Genomic DNA, 25,647 nt, shown 5'->3' with positions numbered 1-25,647 from the left:
TGACCTCGGCTCCCTCATCCAATCCACATTAAGTGGATTGGGTACTTTGTACTATATTCGGTCGTTCTCGCCAGAGCACGATTTACGGGCTCTGGTGCTTTGCACTTTGCTCGTTCACTCCGGCGTGATTGAACTGTAAATCGTAAGAATTACATTTTAATTTATTATATCGTCCCTTCAGGACTTCTTAATTGGGTAAACTATTTTTCATAGGGTTTCACCCTACGCTGACATATTTCGTCCTTTCAGGACTTTTTTATCAAGCTGGCTTCAGCGTGATTGCACCGTCCATCGACAGCAAACATAATTTTTCTATCAAAATCACAGATTTATGTGAATTGATTGATAACATGAATGGTAATGCTTATAGATTTGTCACACTTTTTGCCGAATCTCTCTTATGTCCCCCGCTGGCGGGGGTTAGGGGGTGGATGTGTTATGAAGTTGATATAAAAATGTTGGAAACAGTACCGAGCTCATGGATTTGTCACACTTTTTGCCCAATCTATCCTATTATATCATTACAGGGAATTAAAAGATATGATCTCTTCGAGTCAGAAGATTGACAATGCAAAAAGTCCGCCAAATCAACATTGTTTGATGCTTTATACACCTCACCCACCCGAGGGAATAATCCCTCGGTTCCCTCATCAAATGCCTTTAGTAGGCATTTGGCTCTTCGAGCTTCATTCGGTCACCCACGGCTATTAGACTACGTCCTTTCAGGACTTATTTATAATGATGTCTGGGTATGACTGAGTATCCCATGATAGAACCTAATTAATTAAGCTGTTCATTTTACAAAAGGTTCATCTCGATTGATTATTGCATAAAGACCTAGTTGCTTGGTCGCTTACATTAAAATCAAAGATTGGTGTGAATAACCTTTTCAATTTATGTATATAAGATTTATAAGTAAAATTTAGCGCCTCTACCAAGCCTGATCATCCCCTAAATCGATAGGCAATTGTCGGTGTGATTGCCCCGCATATCTTCATCGAATTACCGGCGTGACTGCATCGAATTTCGATAGATTATAAGCCACTATGCTGCTATGAGACTGCATATACATTGGCCAGTAGTTATGATCGATAAGAGAAGTAGATAGAAAAGGTGTAAACAAAAAAAAGCCACCAATTATGGCGGCTTTTTTGTTCAGATAGAAAATATACTTTTTGGCTTTTATATTGCCAATACTTGAATTCTACTCACTAATACTTTCAAAATTTTATCTAATGAAATAGTATTTACAGTGATGGTTGTATCCTTTTCATAATATTTTTGTGGTATGTGATATTCTGAATTAGAATATTAATTTCTAAGCTGGTTAAACAACCATTCATTTTTCATGACCTGTTGTTCGGGAAAGGTCCAATGAGCCGTTTCTTGAAAAACATGTAATTCCTTATCTGCGGTCAACACATTGTAGGCTGCATACATGGAAGTTGGAGGACATACATTGTCATTGTAACCCCAACTATACCAACCCTTGGCTTTTACAAATCGAGCAAAATTGACCACATCAAAGTATTTTGATGTTTCTATTTTTTCCGGTTTATTGGTGTAACCTTCTTTAAAAATCTTTGGCCAACCTCCAGCTCGACCATGTAGAAATCCTGTAAGATCTGATAGTGCAGGATAGAAGGCCGCCAAATAATCAATCCTGTCGTCCAATCCAGCAGTTACTATGGATAAAGCGCCACCTTGACTTCCTCCAGTGACTCCAATATTTTCACCGTCAAATGAAGGCAATGATTCGATAAAATCCAATGCTCTTACACAGCCTAGATATACCCGCTTGTAAAAGGCCTTGTCCTTGTTATCTAAATTAAAAATTGGATAACCATTCAATGCACCGCTACTTAAATCTTTATAAACCTGAGGATCGAGATTGACAGGTATACCGTGGATGCCGATGTTGAAGGAAATAAATCCTTCAGCCGCCTCCCAAGTAATACCGTTGTAGGGACGAATACCAGCACCGGGGACATGGAGGATGGCAGGATGTTTTCCCGCTTTCTTTGGCACACTGAGCATGCCGTAGATCTTTCCTTGGATATTGTTTAATTCCACGTGATACACATCCGCTTTATCCGTACATTGTTCCGGGACCAATGTCATCACAGGATTCATAGGTACTCGGGCTAAGTCGGCCTTTCCCTTTTCCCAGAAAGCTGTGAAATCTTCAGGCAATGTTGTTGTTGGTTCAATATCTTCTGGAGAAAATCCCGCAGTGGCATAGGAAGAGTACTTCTTGCCATCTACCTCTACAGTAGCTGTACAGCGTAAAAAACCGGGCTCTTTAAATCGCTTGGCTCTTACCGTAGACATTCCTTTTTTTAATACAATTACTCCTTTATCCCATACATCCACCAATTCCGGTTGAATAACATATTCAACCTCAATATCCTCTAATGCAACATTGTTTTTTAAGACCTGTATGGTGAACTCGGCACGCTCGCCCACTTCATATGTCCAATCTCCTCGATCAGGAGTTACTATAACTTGAACCAATTCACGGCGGGGTTGAGCTATGGAGATAACTGAATAAAAAAGTAAAAAGCAAAACGTAAGAATAATGTTTAATTTCATAGTAGTTTTTAATTTTCTTCGGTATTGAATATTTTAAATTTATTTGATTAACTGTGTTTGTAAATTAAAAGAGCTTTTAGATTCTATTTTTCTTTAAATACGCTTTTGTCCAACCATTTATAGATGGAGGGCATCCAATCTTCAATATCCATGGACAAGACAAATCCGTGATTTCCTGTGGGATAGAGATGCATTTCTGCTTCAATGCCATGGCGAATTAGTCTTTGGTAGAACTGGATGCTGTTTTCTACATCGACTACCGTGTCGTCTCCAGTATGGGTAATCCAGGTGGTTGGAGTTGATGCATTAACTTGCAACTCGTTTGAAAAAAGCTCGATGGTTTCTCGATCTGGGTTTTTGCCGAGTAAATTGTTGCGCGATCCCATATGGGTCAATGAATCTTGCATACTGATGACGGGATATACCAAGATCATAAAATCCGGTCTTAAACTCGTGTTATTGGGATTGTCAATATAGGACTTTTGAAAATGTGTACCTGCTGTCGAAGCCAAATGGCCTCCGGCTGAAAATCCCATCATCCCTATTTTATCTGGATGAATATTCCATTTCTCCGCATTCTCTCTGACCATCTTTATAGCCTGTTGTGCATCTTGTAAAGGACCAATTGCCGTATTGACCATGGTGAGTTTATTGGGTAAACGGTATTTTAAAATAAATGCTGTAATGCCTTGCTTAGTCATCGATTCGGCAATCCGAATGCCTTCTAAAAGATAACTCTCCATCCCATATCCTCCACCTGGACAGATAATGACGGCTCTACCATCTGGATTATCTGGTTTATAGAGGGCAATATTGGGTATGGTTACATTTTTGTATCCAAAAAAAGCATCGTCTCTTTTCAATTCCTCTTCAACTACATCATTGGGTTTGCTATTGGGAATAACTGAATTATAAAGAGGAAGAATTTCTTGTCCATAACCCATAGAAGTATATAATGCCATGAGTAAAATAAAACTCCTAATCATTTTTGTATTTTTTACTGAGATCGATATTGATTTCTTCACCTGCTTTTTGGACATCTATATATTGTTCTAGATCTTTAAATCGAATAGTGGTATAGTTGTGGTCTTTAAGGTATTTTAAATAATATTCGAATAAATTAACATTGGTATCAACCCATGGATGTTCAATATCTGGGACCCCATGTAAGGTTAATATTACTATTTTCCCGTCTTTGGCTTGCTGAAGGGCTTCCATAATCTCTTCTTTGTTCTCGTTGTTGGTCGCCCAACTCGGTATGATCATAGGGTGGTCGGTTAAGGCATCGTAGGCTCTGCTGCCTCCTGCTCTGGCCAGATAATAGCTTTTATCTTCTAATGTCTTGATCGCTGCTAAACTGAGATTGTATCCAGGATAGGCAAAAGTACTTGGGGGAGGGATGTTGTAGGCATCACATTGATCTTCGATATAGCTTACTTGTTCTATTAATTTTTCTTTTTCTACCTTGCCAGCTGGGATATGATCTTTGGTGTGGTTGGCTATTTCAAAACCCATTAGATGTAATTGATGGATTTGACGCCAATTCATATAAAGACTACTGTCGGCATAATTCGGAGGAAATTCGCAGACAAAAAACGTAGCTGTATGTCCATATTTTTTCAATAGTGGGGCGACTACGGAATAATGGCTGGCAGGACCATCATCAAAGGTCAATACGACTAATTTGTCGGGAATATTTTTTTTAATTATTTGAGCGTCTAAAGAGAAATTATTTAGAAATAAGATACCGATCATTAAGCATAATATAAAGTATATACGATGCGGTTGATGGATAGCTTTATTTTTATCAATGAGACAAACCATAGAAGAAATACCTTTATTTATCGTCATCTAATAATGATGAAGTCTATTAATTGAGTTGAAATTCAGCACATTGATTCTATTTGTTATTATATTTTTTTCATCGATATCACAGGAGATATAAATGATTACTTTATACTATTTTCAAATGGAATTCATATGGATTCGGAAGATATATAAAAAATTCAAAATGGGCTAAATCATCGGAGAGTAAATATAATATTGCCTAATGTTGTTTTGCTCAAAAGAATGGTGAGGTCAGACCAGATGGTAGAACTGCGTATACAAAGGCTTTGAAAATACAAATGGAATTTAACCATCGATGAGATTTAGTATAGAATTCCAAATATCTGCATTGACTGGAATGCCATGGATTTTGTTGTGCATTCTGGTGGCTAGGGTACGCTCACCTGGATAATAAGTGCGACGTCCCGCATTATTGGGCACAACATCATGACTGTATGTGATTATTTCGTTTATGAGTTTTGAGGTAATGTCTTCGTCGTGAAAAGTATGTGGGTTGATAACTAAGTAAATTTGGGACAAATTGGTTTCCAGTTCTCGTTTTCCAATTTCGTAAGTGGATTGACCTGCTGACAATAGGGTGGCCAACATATCCAGAACCATGGATAAAGCAGAACCTTTCCAATAACCAATGGGAAGGGATTTACCTGATGACATGATTTTTTGTGGATCATGAGTCAACTGGCCATTGTGGTCATAGCCTCCGGCAAAGGGGAGACTTTCTCCATTTAATTGATATTGATGGATCTTGCCAAAGGAATATTGTGACATAGCCATATCTAAGACCACATGGCCTTCAGGTCTGGGGATAGAGATGACGAGGGGATTATTTCCCAATCTGTTTTGTTGCCCACCCCAGGCTGGCATATTGGGAGTAGTATTGGTGAAAAGAATTCCTATACATCCTGCCTCGGCTATTTTCCAACCGTAACTTCCTCCGCGAAGCCAATGATTGGTGTTGCGAAGGGCCACCAATCCCATACCGGATTCACGAGCGAGGTGAATGGCTCTGTCACTACATTTCAAAGCATTGAGGATGCCTGGACCCTGATGGCCATCCCACCGTTCAATCCCTCCCATGGCCGATACACAACTGGGTTCGGCATTGGGTTTGACGATGCCTTTTTTGACGTATTCAATAAAGAGAGGCACTCTGTTGATGCCATGAGATTGAATTCCATCTAGGGTAGATGATGTAAAAATTTGGGCTAAAGTTTGGGCTTTATTTTCATTAAAACCATTTTGGAGAAAGAGTAGAGTTAGTTGGTGAATCATTTCTTTTTCGGAGATCAATGGTTGTGCCATGTGTACTGTGATTTGTTGAGGATGAGGTAATGTAAGGTAAAACTTGTAAAAAATTAAGTCATCAGATATCTTTTATTCCCATGTCTTGGTTTTAAAACCGCGGTATTAAAATTATCCAATATTGATTTGTTGGAATTTTTGCTTTATGAATTATCTAACCATGAAAACTCATATGTTTTAATGTCCATGATATAATAACAAATTGTTTCTTTGGGCAAAAAATACGACCAATCCAAGATTGAGACAGATGTTCTTGAATTGATGTTGATCATGGTATTTCATTTATTTAATCCATATCTTGCCCTGGCGATAGTATTCTAAAATTCTTTTTCACAAACACTTTATTTGTAAATGACCTAATCGATGAACGGAAATCACATCATTGAAAAAGTAAACAACGGATTCCTTCTGAAAAGACAAAATAACATCATAATAATTTTATGCAGTTAATATTTGTTTTCAATGTTGTACTATTTGATTTAAGAATTTGATTTACATCGTATTGCGTCTTTCATTCTTGTTATGACCAATCATTCTGTTCCCCTCGGTTTTTTAAATATTATCTCTCTAATCTACTTAATGTATCAATTTTTTTATATCTTCGGTAACGTTACCGATTGAAGAAGTGTGATTTTGCACGGGCTTTAAATATATATTTATGGATGCTATGATTAAAGTAAACAATACATTTAGGCAACTTTTAATTAACGCCAGAGGATTAAAATTGCTGCTAATGTTATTAGTGTTGCCCATTGCATCTTTTCTCAATGCACAGAGCGTTTACAATTCTTTTGATTTTTATTCAACCGTCCATCAATCCAATCTCACCATAGAAGATGATGTTGCATGGGAAAAACAACGATGGAATATCACTGCTAATCTAGAACAGGTCATGGGGCCATTGCCCGATCGAGGCAATCTTCCAACTCCCACTATTGTGTGGATGGATAGTGTCCAAACCCCTGCTTATACCAAATGGAATATTCGATATCTGGCTGCACCGAATGAATGGGTGTCGGCATTGTTGTATTTGCCCAAACGCCGTCCATTGAATGGTAGATCTCCAGCCATGGTCGCTCTCCATCCAACAGGTAAAGAAGGTAAACGAATAGTAGATGGCCAAGGTCGCCCCAATAGAGGTTATGGCAAAGAATTGGCAGCGCGTGGATATGTGGTGATCGCACCGGATTATCCTAGCTTTGACGATATGGTACCTTATAATTTTGAAACGGATAGATATCAATCGGGCACAATGGCTGGGATTTTTTATCATATGCGCAGTGTCGATCTCCTTGTCTCACTTGAACAAGTGGACGCCAATAGAATTGGCGTTATTGGTCATTCATTGGGCGGGCATAATACTTTGTTTCTTGCAGGATTCGACCCTCGGTTAAAAGTTGCGGTGACCAGTTGTGGGTTTACTCAATTTGAGTATTACAATGCAGGGGAAACAAATACTAAAAAATATGGGGGTGTTTTAGGTCCTTGGGCACAACAACGATATATGCCTTGGATTAAAGAAAAATACGATTTGTCTGCCGAAAAATTACCATTTAATTTTCACGAGATTCTAGGTCTCATCGCACCTAGAGCTATCTTTGTCAATGCTCCTGTTAACGATGGAAATTTTGATTATAAAGGAGTGGAAAAAGCCATGTCAATGGTTCAACCTTTATTTCAAGCAATGGGGGCATCGTCTCAATTGAAAGTGGAATATCCTGAGGCTGGACATGATTTTCCGACACCAGTGAGAAGAGCGGCCTATGAATATATCGATGCAATATTAGACCATAACCCCAGTAAACACGAAATGGAATGATGCTAAATCCCCAAATATTAACCTCCACTCTTCGATTTAAAATGAGTCTTGTTCTGATGTGCAGCTTGCTGTACATTCCCATTTATTCTAAATCCATTTATACCTTGAATATGAATCAGACCGCGGATTCCAATTCTCTCAAAGTAGCTGCTGCCAAAAGGGACATTACTCCAGATGCGGAAGTATTCAACTGGGTTACAGGAAAACCCTATACCGGGGTTTTAGATCCTATATTTGCCAGAGTATTGGTGTTGAGCGATGAGGGGCAAAAGGCCGTTATTGTACATTGGGAAATTGTAGATGCAGGGGAATCGGCTACTGCGAAAATAAGAGAAAAAATTGCTGCCGCATTAAATATACCAGAAGACCATATTGTAGTCAATGCCGCTCACAATCATTCCGCCCCATGGGCACCGGTATATGGTGAAGACAACCACAGAGGCAAGGAGCTCGATCCTTGGTGGGCCACTAGATATATGCCACGACAGAATGAAGAAAAACATTATAAAAAGTGGATGCAGACCCTTATGGATGAAACCTTAGCTGCCGCTATTGAGGCCAATGGAAAACTCAGTGCAGCGACCATACATATAGGACGATATGATGCCTCCCAATATATGAGAAATAGAAGACCTCGACCGGTGAAATGGGGAATAGAGTCTTCTGATTTGCCTTCGGGATTTAACTATAAACACCAAGATTGGGATCCCAATGTATTGAGTGGAGATCGGACATTTGGACCATTGGATAGAACGCTAACCGTGATTTCCTTTAGAAACGAGGAAGGAGAAAATATTTCAAGTATTTTTCATATGTCTTGTCATGCGGTATCCATCTATCCATTTACTGACGACATATCAGGGGATTGGTCGGGAAGTGTGACGGCTAAATTAAATGAAGAATTGGGTGGTGAGAATATGTTTTTGCAAGGAACCGCAGGTGATATCAATCCTTGGAAACGCGGACCTGAAGCCGTACAAGAAATGGCGACTGGATTGACCGAGAATATCTCTAAAGCCTATGCTTATAGCGCTCAATTAAAACCGGGACCATTACAAGTAAATCACAAAATAGTAGGACTTCCTCTTACGGATTACGGTAAAGAGAAAACGGGCTTGGATATCTTGCCTTCTGAAGTACAGGCTATTACTATCGGCTCACTGGCCATAGTGACCTTGCCAGGGGAACCTATGACGGGATTGGGCATGGCTATTCGAGAAGTTTCACCATTCCCACATACTATAGTCTTGGGCTATTCCAATGGCAATGGCGGTCATTATTGTGGCATGCCGGGAGAAAAAGAATACGGTGGATATGAAATAGGGGAAAAAACAAGTTTAGGTAGCGACAATGCTGGATTGTTTCTCGTGCGTTCGGCCATTGAATTATTGAACGAAATACCCACAAAAAAGTAGAAGATGACAACAAATAATTTTTTTATATACTCTGTATTTATCATGATAGTAGCTGCATTGCATCCTCAAATGGCCATGGCCGAGACTGAGGATTCAGAATTTCATATTGTCTTTTTAATAAGCGAAGATCCGGATAACTATGAAGCTCATAAAACCATTCCTCGATTTGCCGAAGAATTGAGTCAGCAGCCTGGTTACAAAACCACGGTGTTATTGGGACAAGGAGAGCGTACGGCTTTTTATTTTCCCAATTTGTCGGTGATTAAAAAAGCTGATTTAGTAGTCGTGTTTTGTAGACGGTTGGCATTACAGCCAGAACAGATGAAAATGATCAAAAAATATTTGGCAAAAGGCAAGCCATTGGTCGGTATACGTACTGCCAACCACGCTTTTTCTGTTCGAGATGAGATTCAAGAAGGATATGAGGACTATTGGGATTTTGTTCCCGATGTTTTGGGAAGTGTTAACAAAGGCTATGGAGAAGTAGTCCACGGTACTGATGTTTCGATAACTCCGACTGGATCATATCACCCGATTTTGAAAGATGTTGATATCGATGGATGGCATAGTATAGGAAATGTATATATCAATGAGGTTTTGAAAGATGGGACTGCCCAAATATTGTTGACGGGAAAAGGAGGTCCATTGACTCAACCCATTGCCTGGACGAGGATTGCGAATACAGGGAGCAAAGTTTTTTATACATCTCTCGGTTATCCCAAGGATTTTGAGAATCCTCAATTTGTTCAATTGATAAATAACGCCATTAAATGGGCGGTTCAATAATGATCACAATTAACTTATAATAAATATGATGAATAAACAATTTTATCTCTACTTATGTGCAACTCTGATTTTGATGTCGAGTTGTAACGAAGAAGCTCCATTGTACCCAGAACCCCAAAGTCCAGAGGAAGCATTGTCCACTTTTGTACTCGATGATAATTTTGAGATTCAAGTTTTTGCTACTGAACCTTTTGTTCAGGACCCAGTTGAAATGATCTTTGACGAAAAGGGAAATATATTTGTGGTAGAAATGCCAGATTATCCTTTCCAACCAGAAGGGACAGAAGGTCAAGGTCGTATCAAGGTTTTGTTGGATACCGATGGCGATGGTAAAATAGACGATACCAAAATATTTGCAGATAAAATAAAAGACGCCACCAGTCTTCAGCCTTGGAAAGGTGGCCTTTTGGTAACTGCCGCTCCTTACATCTATTACATGAAGGATGAGGATGGAGACATGGTAGCCGACACCAAGGAAGTGTTGTTCGAAGGTTTTTTTAATAAAAATCAAGAAGCCCAAATTACCAACCTGAGATTTAATGTAGACAACTGGATTTATGCTGCCAATCACGGCCAAGCAGGGGAAATAACCTATATGGACGGAGAGGAAAAAATGCAGATGCAAGGCGCCGACTTTAGATTTCGATTGGATAAAGAAAAATATGAGAAAGAATCCGCTCCAGCTCAATTTGGTCAAGCCTTTAATGATTGGGGACACCGATTTTTTACCCAAAACACCATCCATATTCAAAATATGGTCGTGCCTTATAGATATCTACACCGTCACCCTTACCTTCCATCTGCCAAGGGAGTGGTCAATGTGTCAGATCACGACTTGAGAATGTACCAATTGACGGAAGCCCCATATTGGAGAAGAGAAAGATCCAATAGAAGACAAAAGAAATACGATGAACAGGGATTGAATCGTACCGAATATATCGACAATCACTTTACTGGAGCCTCTGGGGGAACTCATTATGGAGGAGATCTATTCCCAGAAGAATACCGTGGCAATATATTTACAGGCGAAGTAATGGGTGGACTAGTGCATAGAGATGTGGTAATCCTACCTAGTGACCAATCACAGTATGTTGCACAAAGAGCCAAGAATGAACAAGAGAAGGAATTTTTAGCGTCTAAGGATCCTTGGTTTAGACCAGCGCACTTTACAGTGGGCCCTGACGGTGCATTATACGTAGTAGATTTTTATAGACAACACATTGAAACGCCTCTTTCTATTCCTGAAGATTTGAAATTGGATATGGATTTTATGAGAGGATCTGACATGGGGCGAATTTATAGAATCGTTCCCAAATCATCATCTGTTCCAGTATTGCCAACCACAGTAACGGAAAACAGTGGAGACGCAGCCAGCTATGTCGAATGGATAGCCCATCCCAATCAATGGTTCCGACTTCACGGTCAACGATTATTGTTGGAAAAACAAGACCTCTCAGTTCTTCCTCAGGTGAAAGAATTGCTGATGAATCATCCAGAGGCTGCAGTGAGACTTCACGCCATATACGTACTTGAAGGATTGGATGCTCTCGATGAGTCAACGATTCAAGTGGCGTTAAAGGATGAAAATCCCAGAGTTCGTGAATACGGATTGATTTTGGCAGAAACTTATCCTAAGTTGGTCAATGCTGTTATCGCTTTAGCTCAGGATTCAGACAATAGAGTGGTTATGCAGACGGCATTGAGTTTGGGGAATTACAACAGTTCTAAAATCTATACTCCTTTGGCTCAAATATTGGAGAACAATATCAATAGCAGTTGGATTAGAACCGCGGTATTGAGTTCTGAAGCTGGATCATCTATGACTCTTTGGAATGCTGTTGCGACTAAAACCAATCTATTGAAAGAATACAGTGGTGACATTGGAAAATTTGTCCATGATTTTGGATATGTTCAAGGAGGTAAAAATGATAAAAAAGAAATATTGAGTTTCGTCCAAAAATTGACTGGTCTTTCAGATGATTATCTCGAACAAGGACTCATGGGCTTATCTAAAGGATTGAAGCGATCCAAAACTGAATTGGCAGATGATGTAAAAGAAACCATTCTAAAGGCAGCTTCTAAGTTGGATAGCAAAAAAGAAGCCATTGAAAAGAATCTAACTCCAAAGAAAAAATAGATCAATAATTATGAAAGTGAATAGAAGAAAATTTTGTGAGCAGGCAGTTACTAAAGTCTCGGTTATTGCCTTGGGAAGTATGGGCTTATTGGCTTGTGCAGATAAAAAAGAAAGTTCTTCATCGAGTGAAGAATCGACGGCTGTTGCCCCAGCTAATGATTTGGATGTAGATAGCTGCGATGACCTGTCCAAAGTCAGTGCTGAAGAAATTAAAAAGAGGGAAAGCCTGGGCTATGAAGAGACTACTCCTATTCCCGATAAACAATGCAGTAGTTGCAATCTCTACATTCCCCCCAAAGAGGGTAAATCATGTGGAGGCTGTATTTTATTCAAAGGCCCTGTTTATGAAGATGCCTATTGTACATATTGGGCACCTCAAGTATAGGACAGTTTAGTTTTTTTGAGATAATTTCTGAGATTAAAATGAGATACTATGAAAACTTGTGGTCTAATTTTTTTAATGTTTTTTATGCAAACAATTACGCAAAAGGTCGTGGCGCAATCGACTGATATGAATTGGAAGGCCGGTATGGCTAAAGTGAAAATAACCCCTGAAACTTCAATGTGGATGGCTGGTTATGGAAGTAGGACCAGTCCTTCTGAGGGAGTTTTGCACGATATTTGGGCCAAAGCCTTGATGTTGGAGGATGCCAAGGGATATCGTTCAGTTTGGGTGACTTTAGATTTGTTGGGATTGCCCAAAGCCGTGTCGGATGAAGTTCGCGATCAATTGAAGTCTAAACTAAATTTAGACAGATCACAAATCATTTTAAATAGTTCTCATACCCATACAGGACCGGTACTCGGCAATGCATTGGTGGATATTTACCCGACGACTGATGCCGATGAGGCATTAATCGATCAGTATACCGAGCAGTTGACCCAACTGTTGGTGGATGTAGTAGTTCAATCATCCATGGAAATGGAGAAAGTACATTTATATGCTGAAAATGGCGTGGCGCGGTTCCAAGTCAACCGTCGAAACAATGTTGAGTCCTTGTTGACTGAACAAACCTCCTTGGCTGGCCCCATTGACCATGCCGTGCCCGTCATTAAGGTAGAGCGAATGGATGGCAGTATTAAAGGCATTGTATTTGGATATGCCTGTCATCCCACAGTATTGAGTTTGAATAAATGGTCAGGCGACTATCCGGGATTTGCTCAGATAGAATTGGAAAAATCTCACCCTGGCGCTATGGCTATGTTTTTTCAAGGAGCTGGCGCAGATCAAAATCCTTTGCCTCGACGTACCGTAGCATTGGCCCGTCAATATGGACGCACTTTAGCCGCTGCTGTCGATGCTGTCTTGGAGGAAGATATGCAAGCTATTGAATCACAATTGTCTACAGCCTATAGGGAAATTGATCTCAACCTCAATCAACCCCCCAGTCGTGCTGATTTAGAAGCGCATTGTGCCTCTGCTAGAGGATATCAATTGAAATGGGGCCAGCGATTGTTGGAAGAAGCCAAAAAAGGAGAGAAATTTATGGAATCATACCCATATCCTATCCAAGTTTGGAAACTCGGCGATTGGCCACTGTTTACCCTTGGTGGCGAATTGGTTGTGGGCTATGCCAATCAACTGAAAAAAATATTTGGCCAACACAGTTTTGTCTTGGGCTATACCAATGATGTAATGGCCTATATACCCACTGCGGTTATATTGGAAGAAGGGGGGTATGAAGGTGCGAGTTCACAAGTGGTATATGGATTGCCTAGTATTTGGTCATTTAACATAGAGAGCAATATTATTCAATCTATGGTAGAACTGGCTTCCACCATAGAAGTGGAGCCCCAGGTTAATGCATTGTTGAAGAAATAAATCACACCATAAAAAAGTAAGAATAAATATAATGAGTAAAATAATTGCAAAAAAATACTATTCGGGCTTTCCATTAGCCCATGATACCTATAATACTTTGTCTGCTGCAAGTGATGGAAACATCTATTACGTACTTTCGTCTGAAGATGTTAAGATTGGGGGACAAATGTATAAATACAATCCCAAGACCGATGCTACTGAATGGGTAGGAGATCTTACAGAAATGTGTGGAGAAAAAAATACCGATGGTTTGTCTCAAGGTAAAAGCCATGTGGAATTCGATGAAATGGATGGCAAGTTGTATTTCTCTACCCATATTGGATATTATGAAATGATCGATGGAATGGAACGTTTACCCGTCAATCCACCAGAAGGCTCAAGTTTATACCCTGGAGGTCATTTTCTATCCTATGATATGACGACCAAAGAGGTAGAGGATTTGGGCATATTATCTGATGGCGAAGGGGTATTGACCATGATTACCGATACCGATCGGGGACAAATTTACGGTATATCTTGGCCTACTGGTCAGTTTTACCACTTAGATATTTCCAGTAAAAAATTGTTGAATCTTGGAAAAATTTCCCACAACGGCGAAGCGGGTATCGTAGGGGAGGATTATCGAGTGTTATGCCGTTCGATATTGGTTGTTCCTCAGACCGGTCACGTTTATTTTACCAATGCGGAGGGTGATATTTTTTGTTATAAACCAGAATTAGAGGCCATCAGTAAATTGGATAGTGTCCATATGAGACTGGATTATTTCGGAAAATACGATCCTTTGGATGCCGGATCCATGGGGTATAATTGGCGTAAGATTGTATGGCATCCCACAGAAAAAGTAGCTTATGGAATGCATGGTAATTCCGGTTATTTATTCAAATTCGATCCATTTAATGAAACCATAGAAATCGTTGAAAGACTTACTTCCCTGCCTTCCAAACGCAGTGGTATGTTCGATCAATTCAGTTATGGTTATTTGGGTTTTGAGTTAGATTTGGAATCCAATACCCTGTACTATTTAACTGGAGGACCAGTGATACAAAATGGAGAAAGAGTGGTCGGGCCAACAAAGATATCCAAAGGGGGAGCAAAAGCATTGGAAAACCTCCACTTAGTAACTTATCAACTCGACAGTCATACTTATCGAGATCATGGGGCCATTGTTTATGAAGATGATGAGATTCCCACTTATGTAAATTCTATTGCTGTGGGGCCGAGTAAGGAAGTATATACCTTGGCTCGAATGATGGTGAATGGAAAAGAGATTCAAGATTTAGTAAAAATTGATCCAGTTTTAACTTAAAATAAAAATGATGTCTACACCAGCTCAAATCCTTGTTTCAGCACTTGTTCTAGTATTGTCCATATTGGGATGCCAGTCTGAAGATATCCAGACTACTGGTATTGAAATGACAACATTTGAGGTGGATGTGACACCGCCCATAGGTAGTCCTGTCGCATATGCACCGACTCGGTCAGTGACAGAACCCTTACTGGCCAAGGGCATTATCTTGCGAACCGCTGCCAAGACCATAGTCTTGTGTGCCTTTGACTGGATAGGAATTGGCAATGAAAGTCAGGATATCATCAAACAGGCATTGGCTGAAGCTGCAGATACAGAGGCCAGTCTAGTCAGTGTGCACGCCTTGCATCAACACGATGGCCCGCGTTGTGATCACAGTACTGCCAGCATTTTGGAAAAATACGGCGTGGATCAAACTTATTATGATATAGCATTTTTAAACCAGGCCATAGATCGGGTTGCGGCATCACTGTCCAATGCTATGAATTCTTTGGAGCCTGTCAGTCACGTTGGCTTTGGACAGGCAAAAGTAGATAGTGTGGCTTCCAATCGGCGCGTTTTGGGTGCAGATGGCAAAGTGGAAATCGTTCGGTATAGCAAGAGTACAAACCCCGCAGCCATTGCAGCACCGGAAGGCGTAATTGATCCCTATTTGAAGTCTGTGACTTTTTGGAATAAGGACAAGGCCATTGCCAATTTAACCTATTATGCCACTCATCCTCAAAGCTATTATGGAGAAGGTGACGTGACTTGTGAATTTGTAGGGATTGCGCGCAATCAACGTCAAGAGGAAACCGGAGTTCCCCATATCCACTTTACGGGAGCAGCGGGAAATGTAGCTGCCGGTAAATACAATGATGGTTCTGTAGAGATGCGTCCTATATTGGCCAGCCGTATAGAATCAGCCATGAAAAAATCATGGAATGATATGGAGAAATCACCCATTGAAGGAAAGGATATTCAATGGAAGGCCGAGGATATTGTTCTTCCAATGGCCGACTATTTACAAGAAGATTTTTTGGCCGATCGAATCACTGGTAAGGTGGAAGACAAAGATTTATCCCCATTGTCGGCTGCCAAACATATGGCATGGTTGAAGCGAACGAATGATGGTCATATAACTACGGTGTCGGCTTTGAAACTGGGAGATATTCAACTCCTGAATTTGCCCGGGGAGATATTTGTTGAATACCAATTGGCAGCAGAAGCCTTTAGACCAGATCAACACATTTGCACGGCAGCTTATGAAGATTACGGACCTGGTTATATAGGGACGAAAATCTCCTATGGACAAGGTGGATATGAGACCTCCATGCGTGCTTCTAGAGTCAATGGCGAAGCAGAGGCTGTGTTGATGAAAGCCATAGAGGAAGTATTGAAATAATATATACAATAATTGTACATAGATAATTAACCCGATAAAATATTAAATTTCTAATAATGAAACAATCACTTAACAGTTCTCGAAGATCGTTTGTCAAGCAGAGTAGTGCGCTCGGTTTGGGTTTAGCGGTTGCACCCTATTATCTCATGTCGGACAAAAAACAATTCCTAGCCAACGCCAAACCCAATGTAGGATTAATTGGCTGTGGTAGTCGGGGTTTGGGATTAGCGAAGATATTGAGCAATCTAGACAACCTCAATTTTATCGCATGTTGTGACATTATGCCTGAAAAAATAGCCGCTGTTCAAAAAATAGATAGTAAAATACAGGGGTATGCAGATTATGAAAAACTCTTGATGGATGCCAATATCGATGCGGTAGTTATCGCAAGTCCACTGTTTTTACATTATGAAATGTCTAAAAATGCCATAGATGCGGGTAAAGATATTTATCTTGAAAAAACCATGGCATACTCTATTAAAGAAACCTTGGATTTGGAAAAAAGAGTTGTGAAATCTGGTACGATATTAGAAATTGGACATCAATATCGATATTATAACCTATATCACAAGATCAAGGAAGTGATAGACAAAGGATGGATCGGTAAAGTATTGCAATACGAATCTCAGTATCACAATAATTCCGACTGGCGAAGACCGGTATCAGATCCAGCTCTCGAAAGACAAATCAATTGGAGAATGTATCGCGAATATTCTGGTGGAGTTATGGCCGAATTGGCCGCTCATCAGATCGATGTAGTGAATTGGATGGTCGGTGCTCCACCTGTAAAAGTCAATGGTTTGGGAGGAATTGATTATTGGAAAGACGGTAGAGAAACCTATGACAATGCCAGAGCTGTATACGAATATCCCAACGGTATAAAATCCAATGTTAGCAGTATTTTAATGAATGGTTACAACGGATATCAACTGAGAATACTGGGAACTGATGGTACGATAAATGTAGCCAGAAGTTCGGCTACTCTCTTTAGTGAAAAAGTGAAAAGAGAAATTGGCGTCGTAGATGGTGTTACTGGTGCTACCATTCCTATGGAACCTGGAAAGGGTGAGGAATTGGTTTTTGATAATGAGGGTAAAAGTCCAACGGAACACGCTTTGTATCAATTTGGAGAATGTGTAGTGAGTAGAGCAACGCCATTGTCTAATTGTCACACTGGTAAAGAAACAGCCATCGCAGTACACATGGCCAATCATGCGATGAGAAAAGAAAAAACACAGTATTGGAAAAACAGCTATAATCTATAGTTGCCTCCAATATAGGATGAATCTGCCTAGTTTTTAGGCGGAAATGGATGGGGTATCTTATTTATTTTATTGAATTATTTTGCGTGGACAAGACCATCATAATTCAATAGAATCATGAGATACCCTTTTTTGACTTCCTCTTTTTAAAATAAATGTGTTAATTTTCAAAAAAAATATTGATTGATGAAGACCTTCTTTACCATTGTTATCGCTTTTTGTTTAGCCTTTCCGGTCATGAGTCAAAACGGATTGCCCAGTGCAACTGTTGATAGTAGTTTTCATATTTATTTATTGATGGGCCAGTCGAATATGGCGGGTAGAGGTAAGGTAAACGAAGAGGAAAAAGTAAATCCTCAGGTATTGGTTCTCAATAAAGAAAAGCAATGGGTTATAGCCAAGGATCCACTTCATTTTGACAAACCCAATATAGTAGGTGTTGGGCCTGGATTGTCATTCGGCAAAGCCATGGTCGAACCAGGGATCAAGATTGGTTTAATCCCATGTGCAGTGGGAGGGACGTCTATACAATTGTGGAAGCCCGGTGCATTTGATGACCGAACGAATACCCATCCCTGGGATGATGCAATAGTACGGATCGAAGAAGGCATGCGTTATGGAGTGGTAAAAGGGGTGATATGGCACCAAGGTGAGTCAGATAGTAGTCCAGAAAAGGCCGTGAATTATTTAGTAGACTTAAACGATTTAATTAAGCGGATTAGGACATTGGTAGGGAATGAAACATTGCCTTTTGTTGCAGGAGAATTGGGCCAGTACAAGGAATTGTACCAAAACATCAATCGCGAATTGGAAAAACTGCCTGCATCTATTGTACATACAGGATTGGCGCGGTCACAGGATTTGACGGCCAAGGAGGACGGTGTACATTTCAATACGGCATCAGCCCAAGAGTTTGGCAAGAGATATGCAGCCGTGATGAAGGAATTGATTGATTAATACGAATTACATTTTATAATGACGGAAAAGATTTCGAGAATATTTGGAGTTTGACAAGGCTAAAAACACAGGCATAGCCGTAGCTACGGCGAGTATTTTAAACGAAGTAAAACTTCTAATAAATCGAAAGATTACCGTTAATTATAAATGTAATTCGTATAATACCCAATGCAATTGGGATTAATCCTCTGTCACTTTTAGGTGTTCTTATTGTAAACTGCGTGAATATTCACAAAGTTAATACTGCTGTAGGAGGGAAGGATAGTCCTTGGCCACTATTTCCTTTATGCCCTTTAAGTAAGGTGTGGCTTGGATACCAAATTTTTTCTCAAATTTGCTGCTGTCAAAAATATAATCCCTATCGTACTGATACAGCATTTCTATGGATTCCGACATAATAGGAGAGAATACTCCAGCTAGCTGTACCATCCATTTTTTAATCGCCCTATATTTTGGTTTTTTTCCCATTACCGTAGCGATTGTATTTATCCATTCTTGACCAGTAGGCGGATTCTTGGCCGTTGGCAAATGCCAAATTTGTTGGTAGGCATCTGGGGTGTTCCCCAATAGAGCCGTTGCTCTGGCTGCATCAGGCACATAGGTAAAAGAGTGTTTACAGTGTAAGTTCATCAGCCAATTGGCAGTTTTTCCCCTGCTTAGGGGTTTGATTACTGTCTCGGTTAACAAACTGTTGTGTTGGATCGATGGTCCATAAAAGTCAGCCGATCGAACGATCATGGCCTGAATGTCATCACTGCTGTATGCATTGACCACTTGCTGGGCTATGGATGCCCTTACTCTTCCTTTCTTGCTGCTGGGGTTGACAGGTGATTTTTCGGTGATGTGAGGCATGGCTGTCGGTGCATACATGTAAACATTGTCGAAAAAAACCAGCTTGACATCGTGCTTTTGACAAGATGCTATCGCTTGTTTTATAAATATGGGCCATGTTTTCTGCCAGATTTTGGTCTTATAGGGAAATCCTATTGCAATGTAGGCTACTTTGCAATCCCTAAGTGCCTTATCCATCAAACTGGGATCCATTAAATCTCCGGCGAGTAGAATATCGGATTTGTTTACCTTTTTTGGTTTTCGGCTGACCAAGCGTATGTCATCGGTATACTGTGGAAGTATTCGCGCTAAACTCTTACCTATTGAGCCACCTGATCCTAATATAGCCTGCATAAGATCTGATTTAAATGATGGTATTATCTAAAAATAATCATTTATTGGCTTAATATTCAATTAATAGAATAATATTTTATTTAATTTACATAAAATGGAGCACTGCCTTTGGTAACAATGTCTATAGGCATATATTGAACTTTCTCAATCGTTTGCATTAATATCAAATGTTGATAAAGGGCCATGATACTTCGATAACCTTGCTCTTCTGGTTTATGGCAAATGAGGTAGTTGATAGAATTGTTCTCTAAATATTTTTTATTTTCTTCGATAAAGTCAAATCCTACCAAAAATATATCTTTTCTTCCCAACTCAGAGAGTACTCGGGCGATAGAAAATACCCGAGAATTGGTCACAAAAATGGCCTTGGTCTTGGGCTTGTTGTTTAATATCTGAATCAGTTCTTGCTTAAACAAGGCGAAGTTGCCATCTAACAATTGAACAGAATTCACAGGATTGGGCAGGGCTTTGTCGATAAAAAAGTCCAAAAAACCTCTTTCGATCTTTTTGAGGTTGTCTATGGTGTGTTCCGTCTTTGAAATATTCATGACCAATACCGTATCTTCCTCAGAATGTAAGGCATATTGGGTGAGTTCAGCACCTACAAAGCCACTGTGGTAGAGGTTGGGACCGATATAAGACAAGTTGTTTTTGCCCGCAATATGGGCATCGATAAAAATATATGGGATTTTCTTTTTGTCTAACTTCCTCGCCAACAATCTTGATTCTTCAGAAAAAGAGGGCGATAAAACGATGCCATCTATTTTATCGGCCAACAGATTGTCACTTGCTTCTTTGAAAGACTCTGCATCAGACAATTCAAATAAGTACATTTTGATATTGATGCCGTACCGCTTTACCTCATCGTGAGCTTTCATTATACCATTGTATGGGGCTTCCCAGAAATTGGTGTTTTCAGAGATTTTAGGGATCAATACACCAAGGGTGAAATCCTTGTTGGACTTGAGTCGGCTCGCTAAAATATTGGGTTGATAATCAATTTCTTTTATGATTTCAAGAATCTTTTTTCGGGTACTTTCGGCAACTCCTGATCTATTGTGGATCACTCTGTCAACGGTAGCTATGGATACACTGGCCCTTTTTGCGATTTCTTTTATGCCCATGGCTTTCTTTGGTTGGCCCATTGGTGTTTACTTTTATTATTAAAATTACGGTCTTTCCCCTTTTTTTATTTACGCTAATATAATATAAACTGTTTTGATTTTTAGTTCATTGATTATTTCTTGAAATTTTTTTGACTTTGGAATCAATTTTCGCTTTAATTACATCATTAATAATTTTATAACAAATCCAATTTTCAAAGGAAATTTGTCTTTTTTCGACATTTCGATATATTGATTGTTTTAGAGGGGATCTAATGCCATTAAATGCTATATTTGATAAATATATAAATATTAATGTTTCATTAAATAAAATATGATAACTGATCTTCGATTTTGGATAATTTGTTTCGTGAGTATGGGATGCATGCAATGTCAAAATCAGCAATATTCCAATGTGGACTGGTCAGAATACAACGGGAGTGGACATCGCAATCATTACAGCAATCTGGATTTAATTCATCGAGAGAATGTCGAGGATTTGACATTGGCTTGGGTGTACGATGGCGGAGGTCAGGATAGCTTGCGACATCGAAGTCAGATTCAGTGTAATCCTATTATTATCAATGGTATATTATATGGTATGACGGCAGACAATCAGGTTTTTGCTCTCAGAGCTGGATCGGGCGAAGAACTTTGGAAAACCGAAATAGAATTCGAAAAAATAGGCAATAGTCGAGGCTTAACTATGTATGGTGTATATCCCGAACAACGACTGTTTTTCGGAGGAGGACGTTATTTATATGCCCTCAATCCCCAGACGGGACAATTATTTGATGACTTTGGGAAGGGCGGAAGAATCGATCTATCGGAAGGCATCGCCAGACCGGGTTCAGATAACAATGTAAGTATGAGTACTCCAGCTACCCTATATGAAGATTTACTCATCGTCGGATGTAGACTATCGGAATCCATACACGCTATGCTGGGGGATGTTCGAGCATACGATGTGTGGACAGGTGAATTGAAGTGGACTTTCGAAACCATTCCATCACCCGATCAACCGGGTTCAGAGACATGGGCTGCCGACAATCCCAGGGAGGTGGCCGGTGGTGCCAACTGTTGGATGGGGTCGGCCATAGATAGAGATCTCGGAATAGTGTATGTGCCTACGGGGTCAGCTGCCTACGATTTTTATGGCGGCAATCGAGCCGGAGACAATCTATACGCCAACTGTTTGTTGGCTTTGGATGCAAGGACTGGTGAAAAAATATGGCATTATCAATTGGTCCGTCACGATATCTGGGATAGAGATCCTCCTGCTCCACCCAATTTGTTTACCATCAATTACCAAGGCCGAGAATATGATGTAGTATCTATAGTGACCAAGCAAGGCCATGTATTTGTTTTCGATCGTCGGTCTGGTCAGCCTATTTTCCCAATTGTGGACAGTAGTTTTGTCACAGAGGCTATGCCCGGAGAATACGTAAGTCCTCGTCAACCCATTCCTCTATTGCCAGAGCCTTTTACGAGGCAGAGTTTCGATACCGCCGATGTCAATCATTTTATGACAAACCGAGATTCTATTATTGATATTATCATGCAATCCAATACGGGATCACCTTATATTCCCATTACCGAGAAGAGAACTATCTTTTTTCCGGGTACAGATGGAGGTGCTCAGTGGGGTGGGGCAGCCGTAGACGAAGATGGCATCATGTATGTTCCTGCCAAAGAAATACCGGTGTATACTTCACTGGTCCCCAAATGGTCTGAAAATGAGGAAGTAAAAGATGGGGCTGCACTATATCGCTTGCATTGCAGTGCCTGTCACGGTGAAAATATGGAAGGAAATCACGATGGAAGCTATCCCAGTCTCCAGAGGTTAGAGGAAAAATTAGATAAACCGAGTATTCGACAAATATTGGACCAAGGTAAGGCTCGAATGCCTGCTTTTTCTTTTTTAAGTGGAGGAGAAAAGGATGCTTTGGTAGAATTTCTTCACGGAAATATAACCCAGGTGGAAGCTGTGACCGAAACCGCTGCAGAATTACCCTACCAACACACGGGTTACAATAGATGGTATGAGGATGGATTCCCTATTAGTAAACCGCCTTGGGGTAGTTTGACGGCTATTGATATCAATAGCGGTAAACGCAAATGGCAGGTTCCCCTCGGGACTTATCCAGAATTGATGGCAGGTGGATTGGGAGAAACGGGTACCGATAATTACGGAGGACCATTAGTCACCCAAGGGAACTTAGTCTTTATTGCCGCCTCTAGAGATGAAAAAATCAGAGCATTTGACAAGTTTACCGGAGAAAAATTGTGGGAGCACGATTTACCAGCCGCTGGATATGCATCTCCGGCTACCTATTCGGTCAATGGCAAGCAGTATGTTGTAATCGCTTGTGGGGGAGGAAAATTAAATACTAAGTCAGGAGGAAAGTATGCCGCATTTACCATCCCTCTTCAAAAAAATAACTAGATCTAATGATAAGAACCATATCGATGAAAACAAATATATTGCCATTATTGGGGACAGGATGTTTATTGACCATAGTTTTGTGGAGTTGTCAAAGTGGACAACATGAAGGTGATTGGCCACAATATCTCGGAGATGAGGGGCATAGTCATTACAGTAGACTAGACCAAATAAATGTAGACAATGTAGATCAATTGATAGAAGTGTGGGAATACCATAGTTTGGATTCTGGTGAAATGCAATGCAATCCCATAGTGGTCGATGGCGTACTATATGGTCATACAGCCAAGAAGAAGGTCTTTGCCCTCGATGGTAAAACCGGACAGGAATTGTGGAAATTTATTCCTCCAGGCGATCAAAACCTCGAAAGAAGTAGGGGACTGACTTATTGGGAGGATGGAGAGGATAGAAGAATATTGGCCTCACATAAATCATACTTATATGCTTTAGACGCCAATACCGGTCATCCAATACCTAGTTTTGGCGATAGTGGTCGCGTAAGTTTAAAAGCTCACCTTGTAGATGCTGACAAAGATTATTTTGTGGTTTCTCGAACACCGGGCGCCTTATTTGAGAATTCTATTATCATGCCTTTGACCATGCAGGAGAGTGCCGGTGGAACTCCTGGCTATGTTCGCGCCATCGATGTAAGAGATGGCAGTATAAAATGGACATTTAAAACCATTCCAGAACCTGGTGAATACGGTTATGAAACCTGGCCGACAGAGGCTTACAAAGACGGTATAGTAGGTGGAGCCAATAGTTGGGCTGGAATGGCCGTAGATGTCGATCGTGGGATTGTTTTTGTTCCTACTGGTTCGGCATCTCCCGATTTTTTTGGTGGCAATCGCAAAGGTCAAAATCTTTTTGCCAATTGCTTATTGGCCTTGGATGCCAATACCGGTGAGCGGCTCTGGCATTATCAATTTGTGCATCACGATATTTGGGATCGCGATCTTCCTGCTCCACCTACTTTAGCCCAAATCCGAAGAGAGGGTCAATTGGTCGACGTGGTTACCCAGACTACCAAAACAGGTCATGTATACGTGTTTGATAGAGAGACTGGTGAGTCTATGTTCCCCATAGATACTATTGCCGTGCCTGCATCACCTGTGGCTGAAGAGGCAGCTTGGCCAGTGCAACCATTGCCCACTTTGCCCAAACCATTTAGCAGACAAAGTTTTGAAATGACCGATATCAATCCCTATTCTCCCTATCGCGATTCTTTGATGGCTGTATATCAGTCGGCAAACAAAGGTCTATTTATGCCCCTCAGTAAAACGCCTACCATTTTGTTTCCGGGCTGTGATGGGGGAGCAGAATGGGGTGGGACGGCAGTTGATCCCAACGGGATTTTATATGTCAATTCCAATGAAATGGCTTGGTATTTCACCATAAGCCCAAAGACTAAGGAAAATATTAAAACTACACTGGGGCAATGGGTATATCGCAATAATTGTGCTTCCTGTCATCAGAACAATTTGGCTGGATTACCAGATAGTGGGTATCCAGCATTGGATGGTTTAAGTGAGTCCCATAGCGCTACTGAAATATTAACCATTGTCGAACAGGGACGAGGTAGAATGCCGGGATTTACCCAATTGAAGAATGAAGAAAAACAAGCCCTTGTAAAGTATTTGATGAAAATTCCTGAGGAGGCTTGGCAACCGCCGGTCATGGTGGAAGAAGAACCGTTGGTTGCATGGCAATTTGATGGCTATAAAAAGTTTTTGGATCAGGATGGAAACCCAGCCCTCAGTCCCCCTTGGGGGCAGTTGACTGCTATTGATCTCAATACTGGTGAGCATTTATGGCAGATTCCTCTGGGTGAGGATGAAAACCTCAGTAAACAAGGTGTCCGACATACTGGAACAGAAAATTATGGTGGGCCAGTAGTCACCGAAGGCGGTGTGTTATTTATAGCGGCGACCAAAGATCGTCGCTTTAGAGCTTTTGATAAGAGTTCTGGTCAATTGTTATGGGAGACCGAATTGCCTGCTGCTGGATTTGCCACTCCTACCACTTATATGATTGATGGTCGTCAGTATGTAACCATAGCTTGTGGTGGAGGCAAATTGGGGACGAAAAAAGGGGATTCTTATCTGACTTTTGCCCTGGCTTCGGTTGAAGATTAGTTGACGGTATTGCGACGTTTTTTGGGTCATGTTTATATGTAATAATAATGTTTTTTAAATTTATGGTTTTATTTTTTTGAAAATCTTGTTGATTTGACTTTGTTTATATATTTATTGTTTTGATATTGGAATGTATTTTACATTGCATTAG

The 25,647-nt window shown here is 40.4% G+C and carries 18 protein-coding genes; 12 read left to right on the top strand and 6 right to left on the bottom strand.

Annotated features, from left to right (window positions below; genetic code table 11):
• Window positions 1-1,311: 1,311 nt before the first annotated feature.
• The 4 genes from LVD51_RS10845 to yiaK form a co-directional block, all read right to left on the bottom strand.
• Window positions 1,312-2,592: an acetylxylan esterase gene (locus LVD51_RS10845; RefSeq protein WP_236971260.1), complete on the bottom strand. Its 1,281-nt coding sequence runs from the start codon at window positions 2,590-2,592 to the stop codon at window positions 1,312-1,314.
• A gap of 83 nt (window positions 2,593-2,675) precedes the next feature.
• The gene (locus tag LVD51_RS10840; RefSeq protein WP_236971258.1) at window positions 2,676-3,578 is read right to left on the bottom strand and encodes an alpha/beta hydrolase; all 903 of its coding nucleotides are present in this window, start codon (window positions 3,576-3,578) and stop codon (window positions 2,676-2,678) included.
• Window positions 3,571-4,347, bottom strand: coding sequence for a polysaccharide deacetylase family protein (locus LVD51_RS10835; protein WP_236971257.1), 777 nt, complete (start codon window positions 4,345-4,347; stop codon window positions 3,571-3,573). The genes LVD51_RS10840 and LVD51_RS10835 overlap by 8 nt, the downstream gene beginning before the upstream one ends.
• A 378-nt stretch (window positions 4,348-4,725) precedes the next feature.
• A complete protein-coding gene (gene yiaK / locus LVD51_RS10830) occupies window positions 4,726-5,742 on the bottom strand; it encodes a 3-dehydro-L-gulonate 2-dehydrogenase (RefSeq protein WP_236971255.1) in 1,017 nt (338 codons plus the stop codon).
• 733 nt (window positions 5,743-6,475) lie between these two features.
• Between yiaK and LVD51_RS10825 the strand changes: the two genes are divergently transcribed.
• The 10 genes from LVD51_RS10825 to LVD51_RS10780 all read left to right on the top strand — a co-directional run bounded on the left by LVD51_RS10825 (window position 6,476) and on the right by LVD51_RS10780 (window position 18,630).
• Complete coding sequence (locus LVD51_RS10825; RefSeq protein ID WP_236971253.1) at window positions 6,476-7,561, top strand: alpha/beta hydrolase family protein; 1,086 nt, start codon at window positions 6,476-6,478, stop codon at window positions 7,559-7,561.
• A 110-nt stretch (window positions 7,562-7,671) separates the two neighbouring features.
• Window positions 7,672-8,976 carry a hypothetical protein gene (locus tag LVD51_RS10820; protein ID WP_236971252.1) on the top strand — a complete coding sequence of 435 codons (1,305 nt, stop codon included), beginning with the start codon at window positions 7,672-7,674 and terminating at the stop codon, window positions 8,974-8,976.
• A 3-nt stretch (window positions 8,977-8,979) separates the two neighbouring features.
• A complete protein-coding gene (locus LVD51_RS10815) occupies window positions 8,980-9,762 on the top strand; it encodes a ThuA domain-containing protein (RefSeq protein WP_236971251.1) in 783 nt (260 codons plus the stop codon).
• A 25-nt stretch (window positions 9,763-9,787) separates the two neighbouring features.
• Window positions 9,788-11,899, top strand: coding sequence for a PVC-type heme-binding CxxCH protein (locus LVD51_RS10810; RefSeq protein ID WP_236971250.1), 2,112 nt, complete (start codon window positions 9,788-9,790; stop codon window positions 11,897-11,899).
• 10 nt (window positions 11,900-11,909) lie between these two features.
• Window positions 11,910-12,284 (top strand): hypothetical protein, encoded by a 375-nt coding sequence (locus tag LVD51_RS10805; RefSeq protein WP_236971249.1) that lies wholly within the window; start codon window positions 11,910-11,912, stop codon window positions 12,282-12,284.
• 84 nt (window positions 12,285-12,368) lie between these two features.
• Window positions 12,369-13,721, top strand: coding sequence for a neutral/alkaline non-lysosomal ceramidase N-terminal domain-containing protein (locus LVD51_RS10800; RefSeq protein WP_236971248.1), 1,353 nt, complete (start codon window positions 12,369-12,371; stop codon window positions 13,719-13,721).
• A gap of 31 nt (window positions 13,722-13,752) precedes the next feature.
• Window positions 13,753-15,027 (top strand): hypothetical protein, encoded by a 1,275-nt coding sequence (locus LVD51_RS10795; RefSeq protein WP_236971247.1) that lies wholly within the window; start codon window positions 13,753-13,755, stop codon window positions 15,025-15,027.
• A gap of 7 nt (window positions 15,028-15,034) precedes the next feature.
• Window positions 15,035-16,411 carry a hypothetical protein gene (locus tag LVD51_RS10790; protein ID WP_236971246.1) on the top strand — a complete coding sequence of 459 codons (1,377 nt, stop codon included), beginning with the start codon at window positions 15,035-15,037 and terminating at the stop codon, window positions 16,409-16,411.
• A gap of 56 nt (window positions 16,412-16,467) precedes the next feature.
• A complete protein-coding gene (locus tag LVD51_RS10785) occupies window positions 16,468-17,676 on the top strand; it encodes a Gfo/Idh/MocA family protein (RefSeq protein ID WP_236971245.1) in 1,209 nt (402 codons plus the stop codon).
• Between the two features lie 183 nt (window positions 17,677-17,859).
• Entirely contained in the window at window positions 17,860-18,630 is a 771-nt protein-coding gene (locus tag LVD51_RS10780) for a sialate O-acetylesterase (RefSeq protein WP_236971244.1), read from the top strand.
• A gap of 237 nt (window positions 18,631-18,867) precedes the next feature.
• On the opposite strand, the gene LVD51_RS10775 is transcribed toward LVD51_RS10780, so the two are convergent.
• Together LVD51_RS10775 and LVD51_RS10770 are read right to left on the bottom strand one after the other, a co-directional pair.
• Window positions 18,868-19,815, bottom strand: a complete 948-nt coding sequence (locus tag LVD51_RS10775; RefSeq protein ID WP_236971243.1) for an NAD-dependent epimerase/dehydratase family protein — start codon at window positions 19,813-19,815, stop codon at window positions 18,868-18,870.
• Between the two features lie 80 nt (window positions 19,816-19,895).
• Window positions 19,896-20,960, bottom strand: a complete 1,065-nt coding sequence (locus LVD51_RS10770) for a LacI family DNA-binding transcriptional regulator (RefSeq protein WP_236971242.1) — start codon at window positions 20,958-20,960, stop codon at window positions 19,896-19,898.
• 334 nt (window positions 20,961-21,294) lie between these two features.
• Between LVD51_RS10770 and LVD51_RS10765 the strand changes: the two genes are divergently transcribed.
• A complete protein-coding gene (locus LVD51_RS10765; protein WP_236971241.1) occupies window positions 21,295-23,364 on the top strand; it encodes an outer membrane protein assembly factor BamB family protein in 2,070 nt (689 codons plus the stop codon).
• A gap of 23 nt (window positions 23,365-23,387) precedes the next feature.
• On the top strand, window positions 23,388-25,496 hold the full coding sequence (locus LVD51_RS10760) for an outer membrane protein assembly factor BamB family protein (protein ID WP_236971240.1): 2,109 nt from the start codon (window positions 23,388-23,390) through the stop codon (window positions 25,494-25,496).
• The last annotated feature ends 151 nt before the right edge of the window (window positions 25,497-25,647 follow it).

This window comes from Membranihabitans marinus (genome assembly GCF_021729155.1).
Taxonomy (GTDB): domain Bacteria; phylum Bacteroidota; class Bacteroidia; order Chitinophagales; family Saprospiraceae; genus Membranihabitans; species Membranihabitans marinus.
This window is presented reverse-complemented; position numbering and strand designations above follow the sequence as displayed.

Bases quoted from the DNA above. Each gene is read 5' to 3' on its own strand.
- LVD51_RS10845 (WP_236971260.1), bottom strand. From the start codon at position 2,592: ATGAAATTAAACATTATTCTTACGTTTTGCTTTTTACTTTTTTATTCA.
- LVD51_RS10840 (WP_236971258.1), bottom strand. From the start codon at position 3,578: ATGATTAGGAGTTTTATTTTACTCATGGCATTATATACTTCTATGGGT.
- LVD51_RS10835 (WP_236971257.1), bottom strand. From the start codon at position 4,347: ATGATCGGTATCTTATTTCTAAATAATTTCTCTTTAGACGCTCAAATA.
- yiaK (WP_236971255.1), bottom strand. From the start codon at position 5,742: ATGGCACAACCATTGATCTCCGAAAAAGAAATGATTCACCAACTAACT.
- LVD51_RS10825 (WP_236971253.1), top strand. From the start codon at position 6,476: ATGTTATTAGTGTTGCCCATTGCATCTTTTCTCAATGCACAGAGCGTT.
- LVD51_RS10820 (WP_236971252.1), top strand. From the start codon at position 7,672: ATGAATCAGACCGCGGATTCCAATTCTCTCAAAGTAGCTGCTGCCAAA.
- LVD51_RS10815 (WP_236971251.1), top strand. From the start codon at position 8,980: ATGACAACAAATAATTTTTTTATATACTCTGTATTTATCATGATAGTA.
- LVD51_RS10810 (WP_236971250.1), top strand. From the start codon at position 9,788: ATGATGAATAAACAATTTTATCTCTACTTATGTGCAACTCTGATTTTG.
- LVD51_RS10805 (WP_236971249.1), top strand. From the start codon at position 11,910: ATGAAAGTGAATAGAAGAAAATTTTGTGAGCAGGCAGTTACTAAAGTC.
- LVD51_RS10800 (WP_236971248.1), top strand. From the start codon at position 12,369: ATGCAAACAATTACGCAAAAGGTCGTGGCGCAATCGACTGATATGAAT.
- LVD51_RS10795 (WP_236971247.1), top strand. From the start codon at position 13,753: ATGAGTAAAATAATTGCAAAAAAATACTATTCGGGCTTTCCATTAGCC.
- LVD51_RS10790 (WP_236971246.1), top strand. From the start codon at position 15,035: ATGATGTCTACACCAGCTCAAATCCTTGTTTCAGCACTTGTTCTAGTA.
- LVD51_RS10785 (WP_236971245.1), top strand. From the start codon at position 16,468: ATGAAACAATCACTTAACAGTTCTCGAAGATCGTTTGTCAAGCAGAGT.
- LVD51_RS10780 (WP_236971244.1), top strand. From the start codon at position 17,860: ATGAAGACCTTCTTTACCATTGTTATCGCTTTTTGTTTAGCCTTTCCG.
- LVD51_RS10775 (WP_236971243.1), bottom strand. From the start codon at position 19,815: ATGCAGGCTATATTAGGATCAGGTGGCTCAATAGGTAAGAGTTTAGCG.
- LVD51_RS10770 (WP_236971242.1), bottom strand. From the start codon at position 20,960: ATGGGCCAACCAAAGAAAGCCATGGGCATAAAAGAAATCGCAAAAAGG.
- LVD51_RS10765 (WP_236971241.1), top strand. From the start codon at position 21,295: ATGGGATGCATGCAATGTCAAAATCAGCAATATTCCAATGTGGACTGG.
- LVD51_RS10760 (WP_236971240.1), top strand. From the start codon at position 23,388: ATGAAAACAAATATATTGCCATTATTGGGGACAGGATGTTTATTGACC.